The sequence below is a fragment of the Moraxella lacunata genome, from assembly GCF_900453205.1.
Classification (GTDB): Bacteria; Pseudomonadota; Gammaproteobacteria; order Pseudomonadales; family Moraxellaceae; genus Moraxella; species Moraxella lacunata_B.
Genome location: NZ_UGQU01000003.1, coordinates 359,696 through 378,455, shown reverse-complemented (window position 1 = coordinate 378,455; position 18,760 = coordinate 359,696). Strand labels below are relative to the sequence as shown.

The following is an 18,760-nucleotide window of genomic DNA, read 5'->3' as shown; positions in this document are numbered from 1 at the left end:
GACAAGCTTAAATCATTCTGCGTTCATGCTTGTCATGTTTTGTTAAATAATAAATCAAATTAAGACCAAAAGTTAAATTTTAAAAACATTAAACGCAAAGACCGCTATTCATATTTTTGCCCATCAAACATAATCCAGCCCCCTTGGTGTCTGCCCGCAGGGTCATGATGCGTCCAATGCACCACCCCACCTTTGTCGGTGTATTCATACTCGCCATAAAATGACACACTGTCGCCCTTTTTTAGCCCTGTCACATAAGGGGCTAGGTCAATGTTATGGGCGATAAGCACCGTCATGTCCACCCCGTCTAATGAGACGATGAATTTTTGGTGACGTGAGCCTTTGTTGTCATCGGGCAAGGTTGCTTTGACCGTGCCACACCCTGCCACTTGGACATCAGAGCGTCGCTCGGCAAAGCTTGTGACGATGAGCTGATTTTGACAGCTTGGATTTGACTGCTTGGGCTGTGTGTTTTGGGCGGTTTGGGCATCCACCAAAGTCTGAGCCTGCAATGTTTGGGGAGCTTGCTTGCTTGGGTTATCATCAAGGCAAGCGGTCAATGCCAAACACATCACTCCTAATGTCGCCCCCAGTACAAATGGTCTTACCCAGTGTGTACATGCACCCAGTGCTGTCTTGGTTTGTCTAGCCTGTTTCATTTTATCTGTCTGTTTACCCATTTTTACCCATTTTGCCCAAAGCAAGTCATCAGAACATGGCTTAAAACTGCATATTTTAACAAAAGCTAAACACGCTTGCAAAATAAAGTTGTAAACGCTCGGGTTCACAACTCTACCTTACTCATGATTACCAATTTTTACCAAGCTGACATTTTTTGTCAATGACTTACAATTTTTGTCAGTTGTTTGTTGTTGGCTTTGTAAATTTTATACCTGCATTTAAATGACGGCACTAATTTTTAGGGCGTGCCTACCCTTTATAACACTATTTACAATATAGAAATATTTTAGAAATAAACTAATCGTTTTTGCATGAAAAATGGCTAAATCTTGTGGCTCGAAGTCAAAAACTTGTCTGATAGAATGACTATCAGCCTGCGTTTTTCCTTGAAAAACGTGCGATTTTTCTCATTTTTCATTGCAAATACAAAAGGCAGGCACGCCCTAAAATAATTTTAAAAAAATTTCAAAATCATCAAAACTGTGCCAACACCGTCTCAAAATCCGCCCGTTTGGTCTCGCCAAGTAGCATGGTCTGTAATTGTCCTTGTTTATAAATAAGCAGTGCTGGGGGCCCAAACAGCCCATAACGTGCCAGTACCGCTCGGCTGTCGTCATTGGTCTCGGTAATGTCTAGCTTGACCACTTGATAGTCCGCCAGTGCCGCAGGGCGATTGGTAAACAACGTGCGTTCCATGATACGGCATTCGACACACCAGTCGGCAGTCACGTCCACCAGCACTTTTTCATGACGGGTAAGGATAGGGTCAAGCTCGCTTAGACTGCTGATTTTGATGTCTGCCTTGGACTCGGCAACAGTTGCGGTCGCCCCCAGTTTGGCGAGCGGTCGCCATGGGTCATTCGCCCCCATGCTCGCCCCCACCACAAGGCACACCGCCCACAACGCTCCCACCAAGGCAAATGCGTGCGACGCCAGATTTTTCATTCTAAACAACCACACTGCCGTCATCGCAAACCACACCGCCCAAATGATGAGCATGACAGGCGAGAACAGCAGTCGCTCTAATAGCGACAGCGACACCGCGAGCAATAACAGCCCACAAAATTCCTTGACACGGTTCATCCACTCGCCTGCTTTGGGCATAAACTTGCCCTGTGCCAGACCGATGAACATGAGCGGTATGGACAAGCCAAACCCCAACGAAAACAGGACGATGAACCCAAAAGGCACGCTACCACTTGCCGAGACTGCCGTCAAAGCCCCTGCCATGGGAGCAGACACACAAGGCGACACCACCAATGCCGATAACGCCCCAGCAACAAAGCTACCGCCCACACTGCCGAGCTTATCATCGGCAGATTGGGATTTTCTGTGCAAAATGTCTCGCACGCCCGACGGCAAAGTTATCTTGATGATGTCAAACATATACAGGGCAAGCAAGGCAAAAATAATGGCAAATACCCCCAGCACATAAGGGTTTTGCAGTAGTCCAAGCACGCCCACCGCCTGCCCAAACCACGCAATCAGACCGCCCAACACGCCATAAGCCGTCGCCACACCCAGTCCATAACTGCCCGACAAGGCAAATCCCTTTAAGGCGGTATGGGACTTGTTATGAGCAACGATATTGGCGACAATCGGTATCATCGGATAGACGCATGGCGTAAAGGACAGCAACAGCCCCGCCAAAAAGAGCAGTAGCACCGCTAGGGCAGGATTTTTGTTAATGCCAAACGGGTCGCTTTGACTGCTTACTGCCTGATGACTGGTGTCTGCGACCGCCGTGCTTGTCTGGGCATTTGGGGAGCTTGCCATGTTGGCAGATGACTCATTACCCAGTCCGCCACCCAACTCATCATTTGATTCGCCAGTTAGGGCATTCCCCTGCTCATCGCCAAAGACAGGCGTGACCAGTGGCGATGTTGGGGCTGACAGTGTTTGGTCGGGAGCGGTGTTTTGCGTGGTAAAGACACCTACTCCGTCTTGGCTCATGCCTGCCTGTGACAACTGGGTAAGCTCTGTGGTCGGGCTGGTTTTATCCAAGTCTGACTTGTCATTTAGCTGATTATCCAAGCCAAGCCCCATGCCATCTTTGGGCGTGCCTTTGCCCGATTGGTTGGCTTTATTTGCGACCGTGGTTTGACCACTTGGTGTGTCAGGATTTTTTTTGGCATTGCCTGTTAGGCTGATGGTCGTTTTTAGTGTCTCAGGCGGATAACACAGCCCTGCCTTGGCACAGCCCTGCCAGCGGATACTTATCGGGGCGGTCACATCGGCAGTGGTGGTCAGTTTGACAGTTGCCACCACGTCTTCTTCAAATACCGCCACTCGCCCAAACTCAGGGTCATCTATCATCGTGTGTGGTTTGTTAAACGACCACGCCCCCATGCTCACGCCATCGGGCAGGGTCAGTTTGATTTTGTCTTTATAAACATAATGCTCGGGCGTTACCCCAAATGTCACCGCAAGCGTGTCGCCCTGCTGACTGGCAGAAACGTTAAAGGCTTGGTGAACGGGTAGGAATTTGGATTTGGACTGATGAGCAAACAGCCCTGATAGCGTGCCATCACTTTTGGCGGTATCGGCAGACAGTGCCGTCGCAGACATGGGCAATACCAAAGCAAGCGATAAGGCAGACAGGCGAGATAAGGAAGTTAGTGAATGAGTGAATTTTGACATATTATATCCTATTCTCAACTTTATATCAGTGATTGATTTATCAAGGGCGAATTGCAATTCACCCCTACAACCCGAAAATAACCATCAGATAATCAGTAAGTTACCATTTTAAGTTGAGAGTGAAGTATATTGTTCAGCTATGATAAAATGGCATAAGCCACAGAAAAAAACGGCTTATTATATCATAAGCCGTTTTTTAACGATTATACACAAATCACACGTGATTGTGGATTTTTGTTAACTTTATTTTAAATGATTTTAAATGATTTTAAATGATTTAAATTAATTTTGTTTTAAATAAGGCCACGCCGCTTTTAGATAAATCATCATCGACCACAGGGTCAATATCACCGCAATAATCATCAAGGTATAGCCCAGCGTCTCCAAAATCTGCCAGTTGAGTAGTAGCACGGTAATGGCAACCATCTGAAATGTGGTTTTTAATTTGCCCACATATGAGACCGCCACCGATGTACGATTGCCAAGCTCTGCCATCCACTCACGCAGTGCTGACACGGCAATCTCACGAGAGATAATCACAATGGCACTAATCGCCATCACGATGTTCGGGTGCCACTGCACCAAGATAATGAGTGCCGCCGCCACCATCAATTTGTCCGCCACAGGGTCTAAAAAACGCCCAAATGCCGAGCTTTGGTTGAGTTTGCGTGCCAAATAACCATCAAGCCAATCAGTCAGTGCCGCCAATATAAAGACAAACGTCAGCAAAAAATGACGAAGCATGTTATCGCTGTATTCTAGCATGCCAAGGCGGGCAATGGCATTATCGGGAATGGCAGGCACGCCAATACCGAGTGCAGGAGGCATGTACGCAATCGCCACAAACAGTGGTATCATGACAATGCGAGCAATTGTCAAGTTATTGGGCAGGGTAAAAATGCTAGTCTTATTGGGCTTATCGTTAGACATGGCGGGCTGAACATAAAAATATGGGCGTATGATACCCTAAAATGAGGTGTTTTTGTGTAAAAATTTAAGATTTTTACACAGATTTTGGGTAAAATAAAGCAATTTTTATGCCCACTTTATTTTTATCCTTTATTCTCTACACTCATCATAAAATCATCACACCATCATGACTCATCCGACCCCATCATCGCCCAAGTCCGCCACCCACTTTGACGCCATCATCATCGGTGCAGGGGCTTCTGGGCTGTTTTGTGCTTTTCATCTTGCCGAACGTGGCAAAAGCGTGCTGGTGCTTGACCACGCCAACAAAGCTGGCAAAAAAATTCTCATGTCAGGGGGCGGACGGTGCAACTTCGTCAATATGGACGTGCGTCCTGAGCATTTTATCAGCCATAATCCACATTTTGTACGGTCGGCATTGGCAAAATTCACGCCCCATCATTTCATGAATTATGTCTATAAGCATGGCATTGGTTTTCATGAAAAGTCGCACGGGCAACTGTTCTGCGATGACTCATCCAAAGACATCCTAAACATGCTCCTGACCGAATGCGACCATCATGGCGTAACCATCTGGCTAAACACCAAAATCAGCACCATCAACAAGAGCGACACATTCACCCTAACCACGCACAAAGACAACCGTGAGCATACCCTGTCTGCCCACTCACTCATCATCGCCACAGGTGGTCTGTCCATTCCCACGCTCGGGGCGAGCGGTTTTGGCTATCAGATTGCCGAGCAGTTTGGACATCAGATACTGCCAACATCGGCAGGTCTTGTGCCGTTTACCTTTACCGACCACATCGGAGCCATGGCAAAAGAGCTAAGCGGTATCAGCATGGACGTCATCGCTTTTAATGACAAAGCCCAATTTGCCCTACCGCTACTGTTTACCCATCGGGGACTGTCAGGTCCTGCCATGCTTCAACTATCCAACTATTGGCAAATCGGCGAGTACATTCACATCAACCTACTGCCACACATGAGTGCAGGCGAGCTGTTAATCAAGCACAAACACACGCACCCCAAACAGCACATTCGCACCGCCTTACAACCCTATTTTGCCAAAAAATTGCTCTTGGCGTTAGAGAGTCACTTTTGGCAAAAGCACAAAGACAGCGAGCTTGCCAACATCAAGGACAAAGAACTCATCACGCTCGGCAACACCCTAAACGACTGGCAAATCAAGCCATCAGGCACCGAAGGCTACCGAGTGGCAGAAGTGACCCTTGGCGGTGTGGATACCCGTGATGTATCTAGCAAAACCTTTGAGAGTAAGCTGTGCGATGGTCTATACTTTATCGGCGAAGTGCTGGATGTCACAGGTCAGCTTGGCGGTTATAACTTTCACTGGGCATGGGCAAGTGGCTTTGCGTGTGCGATGGCGGTGTGAGCATGTTTTATTGGAATTTTTTAAATCAGCCCCATTTTTAACCTTATTAACCGATTTATTAAGAGCGAATTGCCATTTAACCCCATACCCAAAAAATTACCCAATAATCAATAAACCATCATTTTAGGTTAAGATGATATTAAAATCACTTCTAATTTTTTGAAATAATTTGTAATAAGGACACCCATGCAATTTAAATTTTTGGATAACATCACAGGATTTGGCGATAAAGATTGGTCAAAACAATGGATAATCGCTTGGTTTGTGGTTGGGGTCATTGCCCTATTTGTCGGCTTTTGGCAAACCACCGAACACACAGGACTTGACTGGTTTTATCTTATCGTCTCCTACATCGGGCTTTTGTGCGTGGTGGGTTTGTCCTTTCGCAAAAACGTGATGGGCAACGGCTTTGGTATGCTTGCCACAGCAGGGGAAGTGGTCGTGCAAGGCAGTCGTGGGGCGATTGGGCTCATGCTTGCTCCGCTCTTTAACTTTTTTACGCACGTTTGGGGCGTGATTTATTGGAAAAAGAACACGGATGCAGACGGCGATATGCTTCCACAATCAGCAAATAAATATGTGTGGGTAATTACCGTTTTATTTATCGGTATTGGCATTTATTTATTTCCAATTATCAATGATTGGCTTACTACTCATAATTACGCCATTTATCAAGATGACGGCTCTACCTTTATGGGAATTAGCTTTTATACCATTAACATTTTGGCATTTATTTTGTCCGTTACCGCCCAAGCCACGATGATAATGCGATATTCTTTTAATTGGTATTTGTGGATTATTGTTAATATGGTTTGGCTTATTGTTAATATCATGACCGCCAATTATATTTTTGCCATTCAGACAATGGTTTATCAAGTTAACGCCATTGTTGGTTTATATGGGTGGTATCGCAGTGAAAAGATAAATCAAGCCAAAATAAATAATCGATAAGCTATTTAAGAATAATTTAAAAACTTAAAATTTTAAATTTTTGTCACGCTAAATGATTGACAATGTTTTTATCATGGGTTAAATTATTAGCAATAAATTAACCCATTCTTTTAACAAGCCTAAAATAAGGACATTTTATGCATCCATTTAAATCGCAAAAACCCTTATCACTTTGGCTGTCCGAATACGCCGTCAGCCATCAAAATCCCACAAACAAACGCATTCATTACATTTGCGTGCCGATTATCTTTTTGACCATAGTTGCCATGCTTTATCACATTTCTGTGTATCTGCTTGCAGTTGTTACGATAGGCGTGCTGTGGTTTTATGTGCGATTGTCTTTATCATCCTTTGTTGCCATGCTTGCCTTTTATGGGCTGTGTCTTGGTATTGCCGTGTTTGCCCCTGTTGGTATTTGGTTTTGGGCTGGGATGTTTGTGGTGGCTTGGATTGGGCAATTTGTTGGGCATAAGGTTGAAGGGGCAAAGCCGTCATTTTTTGAAGATTTGCAATTTTTGCTGATTGGACCTTTGTGGGTGGCGTTTGCACTGTTTGGCAAAACCCCTGCCCGACAATCATAATCCCAATTTTGTCATGGCTTTTTGCTGATAAAATGATTATAATGTCATCATAATGTTCTGTTATGACATTATTAACTTTATTTTATCATTAATGACGGCTATACCCAATAAACTTTAAAATTACTACAAACACAATGATTTATGGATGTAGGGGCGTGCTGTGCACGCCTTGCACGGTAATGTCATCAAAAGGGCGTGCTCAGCACACCCCTACAAACCCGTGGTAAATATCAAGTTGGTTGGGTGTATCTCGCCTTTTATAACCCATTTAACCACATTGACATGATGTTAAGGACTTATCATGACCCAACTGACCGACGCCCAAATCGCCAGTAACACCCTAGCGACCATCGCCCCCATCAGTGACATCGCACGCAAACTCGGACTGTCCGACGACGACATCGAACACTACGGCAAATACAAAGCCAAAATCCGCCACACCCCGACCACTGACCACCAAGGCAAGCTCATCTTAGTGACCGCCATCAATCCCACGCCTGCTGGCGAAGGCAAAACCACGCTCGCCATCGGTCTGGGCGACGCATTAACCACACTCGGTGAGCGTGCCGTGCTTGCCCTGCGTGAGCCATCGCTTGGTCCTGTGTTCGGCATCAAAGGCGGAGCAACAGGGGGCGGTCAGGCACAGGTCGTCCCCATGGAAGACATCAACCTGCATTTTACGGGTGATTTTCACGCCATCACCAGTGCCAATAACCTACTGTCCGCCTTGATTGACAACCACATTCATCACGGCAATGAGCTGGGCATCAACCCCAAAAAAGTGCTGTGGCGACGTGCCTTGGACATGAACGACCGCTTTCTACGTCACATCATGGGTGGCATGAGCAAACCCAGTGATGGCATGATTCGCCCTGATGGTTTTGACATTACCGTGGCGTCTGAGATTATGGCAGTCTTTTGCCTAGCACGGGATTTGAACGACCTAAAAGAGCGACTGGGCAACATGATGGTCGCTTACCGTTTTGATGGTACGCCTATATTCGCCAAAGATTTGCAGGCCCAAGGGGCGATGACCGCCTTGCTCAAAACCGCTTTTGCCCCCAACCTAGTTCAAACCATGGCAGGCACGCCCACGCTCATCCATGGTGGACCTTTTGCCAACATCGCCCACGGCTGTAACTCGGTCGTGGCGACACGGCTCGGGCTGGCACTGGGCGACTATGTGGTCACCGAAGCAGGCTTTGGGGCGGATTTGGGAGCGGAGAAGTTTTGCAACATCAAATGCCGACTGGCAGGGCTTCACCCCGATGCAGTCGTGGTCGTGGCAACCGTGCGTGCCTTAAAATACAATGGCGGCGTCGCCAAAGATGACTTGACTGGCGAAAATCTCACCGCTCTGTCCCAAGGACTGCCCAACCTACTAAAACACATAGACAACATGAAATCCGCCTTTGGACTGCCTGTGGTGGTCGCCATCAACCGCTTTGTCAGTGACAGCGATGCCGAACTTGCCCTGATAGAACAAGCCTGCCATGACAGGGGTGTGGCGGTGTCGCTGTGTGATGTCTGGGCAAAAGGCGGACAAGGCGGTCTTGACCTTGCCCAAAAAGTCATCGACGCCACGCACGCCCCCAACCACTTCGCCCTAACCTACGATGATAACGTCAGTGTCGGCGATAAAATCACCGCCATCGCCACGACCATCTATGGGGCGGACGGTGTGTCGCTCACTACCAAAGCCCTATCCGACATCAAAACCATTGACAAATTGGGCTTATCACACCTGCCCATCTGCATGGCAAAAACCCAATACTCACTCTCTGATGACCCCAAAGCCCTAGGCAGACCCACGGATTTTACCATCAGCGTGCGTGAAATCACCATCTCGCATGGGGCTGGGTTTTTGGTCGCACTCTGCGGCGACATCATGAAAATGCCCGGACTGCCCAAAGCCCCTGCGTCCATGAACATTGATGTGGTTGATGGGGAGATTGTGGGGTTGTTTTAGACAACCAAGAATCCATTTGATGATTAATATCGGCTATGGAAAAACCTGCCATAGCCGATATGCCAGATCGGCAGTTGTTTTTTAGTTTTTTATTTCTTATGCTGTTCTGATTTTTGGGTGAGCTTCACTCTTGTGTCCGCCCACGCTTGCTCCATTTTTTGTTTATATGCTTGCCAATCATCATCGCTTTGGTTGGGCTGTTTGTGGCTATCAGGGTTTTGTTGGGACGTTTCTTGTGGCATTAATTCTTGCGATGTTAATTCTTGGGGTATTAATGGTACATTGTCCGATATGTCATTTTGATGGTTATTGTCGCTCATTTTATCATTATTACTGTTATCATCACCGCTCTTATCATCATGATTGATTGGCTTACTATTAATTAACTTTTCGTTTTTATCAGTATGATTGATTTGCTTGTCGTTAATTAATTTTTCGTCTTTATCAACATAACTGTTTTGGCTTTCATCAATATCATGCATGGATGCCGTGATTTTATCATTGACAGTCGTTTTTGTTATTATTTGCTCTGATGGTTTGCTTTTTGCGACCGCTACCGAACGCTGTCCATGTTGATAAAACAGCCTTGCCCCCAAACACATCCATAAAACAGCCCCAATCACAAACATGATGAAATCGGCATTTTGCACCCCGTCTTTGGTTGTTACTATGATAACAAGCCACACCAAATCCAACAACGCCATAATCATAATGATGGATAAGACATTGATACGGCTAAGCTGTTTTTTGGGCAATAAAAATATCGGACTGACCAGCCAATAAACCGCCAGTAAGGGAAAAATAAAATTAACACTTAACCATAATCCAAACATTTTTATCCATATGAAATTTAAATTAATGATAAATGATTATTTAAACCGATTTTTCACTTTTGATAATTGGTAAATTATCATCACTTTATCTTACAAAAAATTGAATATATACTTCTTTATCATCATATACTTCTAAGGTTTTGCTATAAAAATGACATTTATTGTTTTTATCAGGATGAAAGGCTTCTACATCATCCGTTTCATAAATGACATTTGGGTTTTGGGTTAGCTGATGATTTAATTTGATGATATTTTCATTTAATTGTTCAACGCCTTGATGAAATTCAGAACTAACACCAAATAATACTTGAATGTATAATAAAAATTGGCGGATTTTACTTTCTTTAAATTTATAATCAACCGTAATTTTTATATCTTTACAACCGCTAAATGTATTTTGATAGCTTGGTTCGGGGGATAATTTTTCAAGATAAATGATGTGTTTGTGCTTGGTAAGCGTTTGGATTTGATTGATTTTAATAGAATAATTATCTCCGCCTGCAAAACTTACCGATGAAAATAGGCATATTGCTAATATTCCCAATACGTTAACTGCCTTTTTAAGAATTGTCATGCCAAATCCGCCCATTTGTCCTTATCCTTAAACATACATTCATCAAACACCACGCACGAGCCACATTTTGGCGAGCGAGCCATGCAAGTATAACGCCCATGCAAAATCAAATAATGATGAGCGTCCACCAGATATTTGGCAGGAATACGTGTCATAAGAGCCTTCTCTACCGCCAGCACTGTTTTGCCTGTGGCAAGCCCCGTGCGATTGCCCACCCGAAAAATGTGCGTATCTACTGCCATGACAGGCTCGCCAAAGGCGGTGTTTAGTACGACATTGGCGGTCTTTCTGCCCACACCTGCCAACGCTTCCAGCTCATCTCGGGTGCGTGGCACTTGTCCGCCGTGCTTGTCTAGCAGGTCTTGGCAGGTCTTGATGACGTTGGTCGCCTTGGAGTTGTACAGCCCGATTGAGTTGATATAACTCTTTAAGCCGTCCAGCCCCAAATCCAAAATCGCCTGCGGGGTGTTCGCCACAGGAAATAGGCGAGCGGTGGCGATGTTCACGCTTTTGTCGGTGGCTTGGGCGGAGAGCATGACAGCGATGAGTAGCTCAAAATCGGACGAGTAGTTGAGCTCAGTTACAGGCTCTTTAATATGCTCAGACAGCTTGGCAAAAAACCGTTCACGTTTGTCGGCATTCATCGGGCGAGAAGCTGGCGTGTCGGCAGTTTTGGCGGTGGTAAGTTTCGTTTTTGTGGTTTTGGCAGTCATGGCAAGGGGCTAGACAAAATCAGAATTGATGATTATTATACCACAACTGCACCGCTCGTTATTTTAAAAATCTCAATATCATTTTTATATCTTGCTTATGATTTATTTATACCATACGCCATTATCAAATATTATCTCGGATAGTTTAACACCGCTTGATAAAAAACAAATCATCAACAATCATCGCCATGCTCATTTAATGCACTTTTGCCAAAACAATCATTTGCCCATACCCATTTATGATAAATATGATAATGGCAAACCCTTTATAAAAAATATCCCCAATCTACATTTTAATCAATCGCATTGCCAAACTGATTATGCTCTAATATATAGTTTAACCATTCAAAATATCGGTGTGGATATTGAAAATGCCAATCGCAAGTTAAATAAAAACGCCCTTGCCAAACGTTATTTTCATGATGATGAATATCACACTTGGCAAAATAGTCAAGATGATAAATTATGGTTTGTTTACTGGACGATTAAAGAGGCGGTATTAAAAGCACATGGCTTGGGAATTCGGCTGCCACTTCATGAATTAAAGGCGGTGTTTATGACAGACAATAGCGGATATGTATGTCATGATAGGATTGGGAAATTTTATTTTAAAAATATCTGTATCGGCGAATGCGTGATAACAGTGGCATATCCATTTGATTATGGAGTGGTGGGGGTTGTTGGGGTGTAGGTTTTTGGGGTTTTTAAATGAGTGTTGTGGGGGAAAATCATTTTTCCCCTATGGTAGATTATGGGTTTTGGGCGAATTGCAATTCGCCCCTACACATCTAAATTTCAGGGTGTTTTTTTATTAAACAATACCGATTTATTTATCATTGTCGCCTTTCGGCTCGCCACAATGCTGGCAGTGATTGCTAAATAGGGCAGAGCTGTTTTTAAATAGATAACCATGACTTGATTTATAAAAATCCTCACCACAAAAAGGACAAATGCTTTTGGCTAATAAAATGGCACTCATGATATAAAAATAGATAAAAATAGATAAAAATAACCATAATTGCAAAACCGCTTTGAATAAAATAAAAAACGGTTGGCATGACAATAAAAGGGCTATATACACAGACATTTCGCCAAAACATCATGCTTTTATATGCTTTTATTTTATCATTCATTTCTTCTCTCCACTATCATTATCTTCCCACGCCATAAGCCGTCTTACGATTTTGCCAAATAGCGTATGCTTTTTATAGTCGCCTTTTTTATTTTTATCATGAATTGGCATATCGGTCAAAATAAACAACGCTTCATAAATGCTACTCACCGCATAAACATGAAACTCGCCACGCTCTACCGCCCCCACGATGTTATCAGGAAGCATGAGTTGTCCGATGTTGGTTTTTGGGATAATCACGCCTTGCTCGCCCGTCAGCCCACGCTCAAAGCAAGCGTCAAAAAAGCCGATGATTTTTTCGTTCACACCGCCAATCGCCTGAGCGTCCCCAAGCTGATTCATAGAGCCTGTGATTGCAAGTGATTGATTTATCGGCACATTTGCAAGGGCGGACAGTAGCACGGCACATTCGGCAAGGGTGGCACTGTCGCCGTCAATGTGGGCGTAACTTTGCTCAAAAGCAAGGCTTGCTGAGAAGTTGAGCTCGGCAAATTGGCTAAATAATGAGCGTAAAAAGCTTGTCATGATGAGCATTCCCTTGGCGTGCAAACTTCCGCCAAGCTCCACGTCTCGCTCTATGTCTAGGATTTCGCCTGTGCCAAATTTTGGGGCGATGAGTGCGGTCAGGCGGGCAGGTAAGCCAAATTCGCTGTCGGCATAGGCAATCACAGTCAAAGCGTTGATTTGTCCGACCACTTTTCCTGTGGTATTGATAAGCTGTTGTCCGTTTTGAATCTCTTGCCAATATAATTCTTTTAAATAGCCTTTTCTCTCTTTGATGTCGTCTAAGGCATTTTGGACGTGGGTTTTATTGACGGTTTTTGGGCTATTTTTATTATCAATATCATCAGAATGATTTAAATAAAACTGCCGTGCCGATTCTACCACAAGTTGTAATAATCTGTCGCTGTGTAAATCCAATTTGTCTTTATCGTCAGCATATACGGACAATTCGTCCAATATTGCCCCAAAGGCGGTATTATCAAATGTGGGTAATGCTTGTTTTTTTATCATGTCGGCAATTTTGCCAATGATAAATAATTCGCTGTCATGATTGCGTGGTAAGGTGTCATTAAAATCGGCTCGGATTTTAAATAGGTTATTAAATTCAGGTTCAAATTCTAATAATTCATAATATAAATCAGGCTCGCCCAATAATATCACTTTTACCGATAATGGTGTGCTGTCAGGCGATAAAGATACTGAGCCTGTTAAGGTTAGCATTTGTTCTAGGCTTGATATGCTTAGCGATTTTGATTGTAAGGCTCGCTTTAACCCTTGCCACGCATAGGGGTGCTCTAATAGCGATGACGCTTCTAATAATAAATATCCGCCATTGGCTTTATGCAATGCCCCTGCCCGTATCATGCTTGCGTCCGTTAAAATCGTGCCAAGCTGAGTGATGTATTCAATATACCCCAACAGATTGGGGTGGGTTGGCATATCTTCAAAGACAATGGGCGAACCGCTATTTGGCGTATGGCTTACCGCCACATTGACATAATAGCGATTGGGGATATTTGCCGTTTTTACCATAAAGTCTTCATCATGCTCTACGATAAATAGGATATTTTCTATGATGTCTTTTTGATAGTCGGTTAAATATTGGCTGATTTTTTTATCAGATTTTGTAACATATTTTTTTAAAATTGGATTAAATAATGGCGTGATGATTTTAATCAAAAGTGTTTCGTGAAGTTCATCTATTTTTTGATTCACTTCATCGTCTAAATTGTCTAATTCTATATTTGTTTTGGTGAGTTTTTTTTGTAGTTTATCAAGGGCGGTGTTGTTAATGGGTTTTTTGTCATCAATGGGGGTAAATACTGCTTTTTGGTCGGCAGAGTGCAATAAGGTCAAATTATGACTTTTGGCGGTGGCATTGATTTCATCAAGCAAATTTCTTTCTTGTTTTTGGGCGGATTGCTTAATGGTGGTAATGCTGTTTTGGTAGCTGATGCTATTAAATTTGGCGATGATTTTTTTATACAGGTCATGCCAAAGTTTGTGCATGTCCTTGGCAAAAATCGCCCCTTGACCGCTTGGTAGTGTCAGTGCAATGGGGTGGCGGGGTGCGTCAAAATTATGCACATAGACCAAGTCGGGCGGGGTCGGCTCGTGTTTGGCACGCTCGGCAAGCAGGCGTGTGATGAGCGTGCGTTTACCAAGCCCGTTTTCGCCCACGGCAAAGACGTGGTAGCCGTTTGCCTTGATGTCAAGGGCGGTCTGTATGGCATTGACGGCTCGGCGTTGCCCAAAGTCGTGCGGGGCGGGGCTTGCGTGCGTGCTGTCGGGCGGTAGGGCGTGGGTGGCGGTGTAGCGTTTTAGGGCGGTGTGGGGCAGGCGGTAGGGGGCGAATTGGTCGGTCATTGTTGTTATTAAAATATGAAAAAGGGATATTTTAACAGATTAAAACGTGATAAAATAGGGGATTTGAAATTAACTTGACTTTATAACAATGACTTATCATAAAATATCCGCCCATGCCGACGAATTTGCTCGTGAATTAGAGCGAGTTTCTGATAAGCTAAATTTAACATTTAGTGAAGTACAAATAAAGCAACTGCTCGGCTATTTGGATAATCTTTTGCTTTGGACAAAGGCATATAATCTCACCGCCATTACCGCCCCAAAAGAGGCGTTTATTAAGCATATTTTGGACTGTTTGGCGATTGTGGCGGATTTGCCGTTTGCCGATAAATCAGGCATGAGCATGCTTGACATTGGCACAGGGGCAGGCTTGCCGTCTGTGATTATTGCCATTATGAAACCTGATTGGCACGTTACCGCCCTAGACAGCAATGGCAAAAAGGTGCGATTTATCCGTCAAATGGTGGGCGAATTGGGGCTTGCCAACGTCAATCCTGTGGCAAGTCGCATTGAGGACTTTGATGGGGCGTTTGATGTCATCACGTCTCGGGCGTTTGCCAGCCTTGATGATTTTGTCAATCTTGCCAAGCCGTATTTAAAGACGGACGGCGTGTTATATGCCATGAAAGGTAAAGCTCCGACTGGCGATAATGTGGCAAATTTGACAGATTGGCAAATTGACATTAAGCCTATTTTTGTGCCACAAATGAGCGATGAGCGGTGTGTGGTGTATTTAAAGCGTTAAAGTTATTTTAAAAATTGAAATATTGGGTAATTTACCCTAATCTAGCAAATTGATTTTAAAGGTATTTTATGGAAATTATCGCAATCGCCAACCAAAAAGGCGGTGTCGCCAAAACCACAACGGCGGTTAATCTAGCAAGTGCGTTGGCACTTATCGGCAAAAAACGTGTGCTACTCATTGACCTTGACGCACAAGGCAATGCCACAACCAGTCTGGGGCTTGACAAAAATGAGCTCGATTATACGGTGGCGGACGTGTTGCTTGACGATGTGCTACTGGTCAAAACCATTGTGGCAAGTCAGCACCTTGACGTGGTGGGGGCAAATCGTGATTTGGCAGGGATTGACGTGTCGCTTGCGGACGTGGCGGATGCACCACTTTTATTAAAAAATGCCCTACAAAACGCCAAGCTAGACTATGACTATGTCATCATGGACTGTGCCCCAAGTCTTAGTATGTTGACCGTGAACGCCCTTGTCGCCACAGACGGCGTGATTATCCCCATGCAGTGCGAGTATTTTGCCCTAGAAGGCATTGCTGATTTGATAGATACGATTGAAAAGCTGACCCAAATCAACCCCAAACTGCACATTCGTGGTGTGGTGCGGACGATGTATGACGGGCGAAGTACGCTTGCCCAAGACGTGTCGGCAGAGCTTGAAAATTATTTTGGCGAAAAATTGTACAAAACGGTCATTCCAAGAAGTATCCGATTGGCAGAAGCCCCAAGTTTTGGCAAATCTATTTTTGAGTACGAAAAATCGTCCAAGGGGGCTATCGCTTATCATCAGCTTATGAATGAAGTATTGGGACAGCCGTAACTACACAATCGGCTTTCTACGATAAAACAAAATCCCTGGAATAGACAGTCCCAACACCAATGCCGAGATGACAAAAATCGCTTCAAAAAAGTACGTCATCATCAGCACAAACAGCTCCATACTAAACCCAAAATACCCTATCTGCACCATACTCACCATTGCCTTATACGCCACGATACCCGGCATGAGAAAAATCACGCTCGGCACGATGAGTGCCTTTGGCGGTAGTCCGTGTCGCTGAGCAAAATGCACCCCCAAAAAGCTCGGCAACATCGCTCCAAAAAATGTCGCCACCGCCAGATGACTCCCCACCGCCAACAGCCCTGTTTTGGTGATATAGCCCAATGCCGTCATGATGAGACACAGCCCGACATAACGTCTCGGCAGCGTAAACATCAAGCACCACCCCAGCGTAATCACGCAAGACAGCCCCACATTTGTCAGTAGCGTTAGCACAGTCATCACAGCCCCCAATGCGGTATGCGTAACAAAATCAAGGCGATGACAATCCCCACACACGCCGACAACGTCAGCATGGTCGCAAACATCCACCGCCCTACCCCCATGTTGATATACCCCTTTAAAATATCCGACAAGGCGTTAATGATAGGAAAGCTCGGCACGAGTAACAGCACGCTAGACGCCACCGCCACATCGGCATTGACCCCAAGCTCCAAAAAGTACGCCACCGCCCCAAGCAAAGTCGCCACAAAAGCAGTGATGATGACCACCACAAAAGGGTTAAAATGATGAGCGGACAGATACATGCGAGTGCGTATGGCACAAAACCCTGCCACGAGCGTTACCAGCGAGATAGCCAAACCACCGCCGTTAAGATAAGCAAAACAAGCACAAGACATACCCACAAAAAACGCCATGAGCGTGTTGGGATATGTGGTGCGATCGATGTTGTCCAGTCGCTTTTCGGTGTGGGTAACGGCGTGTTCGTCTCGTCCGCCTGCTTGTCTTTGACGTTCGACATCTAGGACGATTTGCTGAATCTGCACCAAGATACTCACATTAATCCCTTGATGAACGGTGTTACGTACAGTGGTAATACAATGCCCATTATACAGCGTGGTGAGCGTAATGGCATTAAAAGACAGTCCGCATTCCACGCCCCCAACCCCCAACGCCACGCCCAAGCGTTTGGTCAAATCCACCACAACCACTGACTCCGCCCCATACTGCATGAGTAGCAACGCACAGCGAACACACAGGCGAGTGATTCGCTGTTGCTCTTCGTGCGACAGATAGGGCAGTTTTTTGGGTATCACATCAGACATGGCAGGAATAACGGCAAATGGCTAAGAATAAGGCGATTATTGTAATCTAAAATGGGCGAAAAATATAGTGTGGGTTTATGCAATAAAAAACGCACTTGATATCATCAAATGCGTTTTTGGTAAGTCTTACCAATTATAATGAAGTCTTATCAATCACAACTTAGCCGTCAGCTCAGGCACTGCCACTTGATAATCCGCTTCTAAGAAATAATCCGCCACCGATGCAATTGGAGCTTCTGGGTCGGTGTTAATCGCCACAATGGTCTTGGAGTCTTTCATACCTGCTAGGTGCTGAATCGCCCCTGAGATACCCACCGCAATGTATAGATTTGGGGCAACGATTTTACCAGTTTGACCCACTTGCAAATCATTTGGCACAAAACCTGCGTCCACCGCCGCACGGCTAGCACCCATGGCAGCACCGAGTTTATCCGCCAATGGCTCAATGTATTTGGTGAAGTTCTCACCACTTGCCAACGCACGTCCGCCTGATACCACGATATTGGCAGATGTTAGCTCTGGGCGGTCAGATTTGGCAAGCTCTTCGCCAACAAAGCTTGATTTGCCACTATCACCACCCACGCTCACGCTCTCAACAGACGCACTACCGCCTGTGGCAGGTGCCGAGTCAAACGCTGTACCACGCACACTTAGCACGATTTTATCTTCTGCTGATTGTACGGTTGCTGTGGCGTTACCTGCATAGATAGGACGCTCAAAAGTCTTGGCGTCAATCACTGCCGTGATGTCTGATACCATGCTCACATCAAGCAGAGCTGCCACACGGGGCAAAAAGTTCTTGCCTGTCGTGGTCGCAGGGGCGATGATGTGGCTATATGCACCAGCTAGCTCCACCACCAATGGGGCGATGTTTTCGGCAAGCTGATTGGCAAGGGCAGGGTTATCAGCAAGTAGCACTTTATTCACGCCTGCTACTTGGGCGACACTGTCAGCAACGGCTTGGGCGTTTGAGCCTGCCACTAATACGTGAATGTCGCTGTCGATTTGACTGGCGGCGGTGATTGTGGCAAGGGTCGCCGATTTTAATTCTTGGTTGTCGTGTTCAGCATAAACTAATACGGTCATGGTTGTATCCTTTTTGTCTTCATTTAGTCAAATAAATGATCAAATTAATTTT

At 45.1% G+C, this 18,760-nt stretch carries 17 protein-coding genes; 7 read left to right on the top strand and 10 right to left on the bottom strand.

The genetic code is table 11. From position 1 onward, the window contains the following. Positions 1 to 104 precede the first annotated feature (104 nt). From DX073_RS10765 to pgsA, 3 genes are all read right to left on the bottom strand, one after another. Entirely contained in the window at positions 105 to 680 is a 576-nt protein-coding gene (locus DX073_RS10765; RefSeq protein WP_258556935.1) for a DUF3465 domain-containing protein, read from the bottom strand. A gap of 475 nt (positions 681 to 1,155) precedes the next feature. Then, positions 1,156 to 3,321 (bottom strand): cytochrome c biogenesis protein CcdA, encoded by a 2,166-nt coding sequence (locus tag DX073_RS10760; protein WP_115008047.1) that lies wholly within the window; start codon positions 3,319 to 3,321, stop codon positions 1,156 to 1,158. Positions 3,322 to 3,603: 282 nt separating this feature from the next. Continuing rightward, positions 3,604 to 4,251 carry a CDP-diacylglycerol--glycerol-3-phosphate 3-phosphatidyltransferase gene (gene pgsA / locus DX073_RS10755; RefSeq protein WP_115008046.1) on the bottom strand — a complete coding sequence of 216 codons (648 nt, stop codon included), beginning with the start codon at positions 4,249 to 4,251 and terminating at the stop codon, positions 3,604 to 3,606. A gap of 166 nt (positions 4,252 to 4,417) precedes the next feature. On the opposite strand from pgsA, the gene DX073_RS10750 reads away from it, so the two are divergent. The 4 genes from DX073_RS10750 (at position 4,418) to DX073_RS10735 (ending at position 9,148) form a co-directional block, all read left to right on the top strand. Next, positions 4,418 to 5,647: a BaiN/RdsA family NAD(P)/FAD-dependent oxidoreductase gene (locus DX073_RS10750; RefSeq protein WP_115008045.1), complete on the top strand. Its 1,230-nt coding sequence runs from the start codon at positions 4,418 to 4,420 to the stop codon at positions 5,645 to 5,647. A 186-nt stretch (positions 5,648 to 5,833) separates the two neighbouring features. After that, positions 5,834 to 6,598: a nicotinamide riboside transporter PnuC gene (gene pnuC / locus DX073_RS10745; protein ID WP_115008044.1), complete on the top strand. Its 765-nt coding sequence runs from the start codon at positions 5,834 to 5,836 to the stop codon at positions 6,596 to 6,598. 137 nt (positions 6,599 to 6,735) lie between these two features. Continuing rightward, entirely contained in the window at positions 6,736 to 7,179 is a 444-nt protein-coding gene (locus tag DX073_RS10740; RefSeq protein ID WP_115008043.1) for an Mpo1 family 2-hydroxy fatty acid dioxygenase, read from the top strand. Positions 7,180 to 7,480: 301 nt separating this feature from the next. Beyond that, positions 7,481 to 9,148, top strand: coding sequence for a formate--tetrahydrofolate ligase (locus tag DX073_RS10735; protein ID WP_115008042.1), 1,668 nt, complete (start codon positions 7,481 to 7,483; stop codon positions 9,146 to 9,148). A gap of 89 nt (positions 9,149 to 9,237) precedes the next feature. Here the strand turns inward: DX073_RS10735 and DX073_RS10730 are convergent, their stop codons facing one another. From DX073_RS10730 to nth, 3 genes are all read right to left on the bottom strand, one after another. Beyond that, positions 9,238 to 9,981: a Frag1/DRAM/Sfk1 family protein gene (locus DX073_RS10730; RefSeq protein WP_062498129.1), complete on the bottom strand. Its 744-nt coding sequence runs from the start codon at positions 9,979 to 9,981 to the stop codon at positions 9,238 to 9,240. A gap of 85 nt (positions 9,982 to 10,066) precedes the next feature. After that, positions 10,067 to 10,555, bottom strand: a complete 489-nt coding sequence (locus tag DX073_RS10725) for a hypothetical protein (protein ID WP_147279723.1) — start codon at positions 10,553 to 10,555, stop codon at positions 10,067 to 10,069. Further along, complete coding sequence (gene nth, locus DX073_RS10720) at positions 10,552 to 11,199, bottom strand: endonuclease III (protein WP_115008341.1); 648 nt, start codon at positions 11,197 to 11,199, stop codon at positions 10,552 to 10,554. Before nth ends, DX073_RS10725 begins: the two co-directional genes overlap by 4 nt. A gap of 166 nt (positions 11,200 to 11,365) precedes the next feature. Between nth and DX073_RS10715 the strand changes: the two genes are divergently transcribed. Then, on the top strand, positions 11,366 to 11,959 hold the full coding sequence (locus tag DX073_RS10715; protein ID WP_115008040.1) for a 4'-phosphopantetheinyl transferase family protein: 594 nt from the start codon (positions 11,366 to 11,368) through the stop codon (positions 11,957 to 11,959). Between the two features lie 438 nt (positions 11,960 to 12,397). Here DX073_RS10715 and DX073_RS10705 read toward each other — a convergent pair whose 3' ends face one another. Then, the gene (locus tag DX073_RS10705) at positions 12,398 to 14,770 is read right to left on the bottom strand and encodes a Lon protease family protein (RefSeq protein WP_115008038.1); all 2,373 of its coding nucleotides are present in this window, start codon (positions 14,768 to 14,770) and stop codon (positions 12,398 to 12,400) included. Positions 14,771 to 14,852: 82 nt separating this feature from the next. Here DX073_RS10705 and rsmG point away from each other — a divergent pair, with 82 nt between their 5' ends. Together rsmG and DX073_RS10695 are read left to right on the top strand one after the other, a co-directional pair. Further along, positions 14,853 to 15,515, top strand: a complete 663-nt coding sequence (rsmG, locus tag DX073_RS10700; protein WP_404932942.1) for a 16S rRNA (guanine(527)-N(7))-methyltransferase RsmG — start codon at positions 14,853 to 14,855, stop codon at positions 15,513 to 15,515. A gap of 68 nt (positions 15,516 to 15,583) precedes the next feature. Further along, on the top strand, positions 15,584 to 16,336 hold the full coding sequence (locus DX073_RS10695; protein ID WP_115008036.1) for a ParA family protein: 753 nt from the start codon (positions 15,584 to 15,586) through the stop codon (positions 16,334 to 16,336). Here the strand turns inward: DX073_RS10695 and DX073_RS10690 are convergent, their stop codons facing one another. From DX073_RS10690 to DX073_RS10680, 3 genes are all read right to left on the bottom strand, one after another. Next, the gene (locus tag DX073_RS10690; protein ID WP_115008035.1) at positions 16,337 to 16,798 is read right to left on the bottom strand and encodes a threonine/serine exporter family protein; all 462 of its coding nucleotides are present in this window, start codon (positions 16,796 to 16,798) and stop codon (positions 16,337 to 16,339) included. Further along, positions 16,798 to 17,622, bottom strand: coding sequence for a threonine/serine exporter family protein (locus DX073_RS10685; protein WP_029102738.1), 825 nt, complete (start codon positions 17,620 to 17,622; stop codon positions 16,798 to 16,800). The genes DX073_RS10690 and DX073_RS10685 overlap by 1 nt, the downstream gene beginning before the upstream one ends. A gap of 153 nt (positions 17,623 to 17,775) precedes the next feature. Next, positions 17,776 to 18,708 (bottom strand): electron transfer flavoprotein subunit alpha/FixB family protein, encoded by a 933-nt coding sequence (locus tag DX073_RS10680; protein ID WP_115008034.1) that lies wholly within the window; start codon positions 18,706 to 18,708, stop codon positions 17,776 to 17,778. Positions 18,709 to 18,760 lie beyond the last annotated feature (52 nt).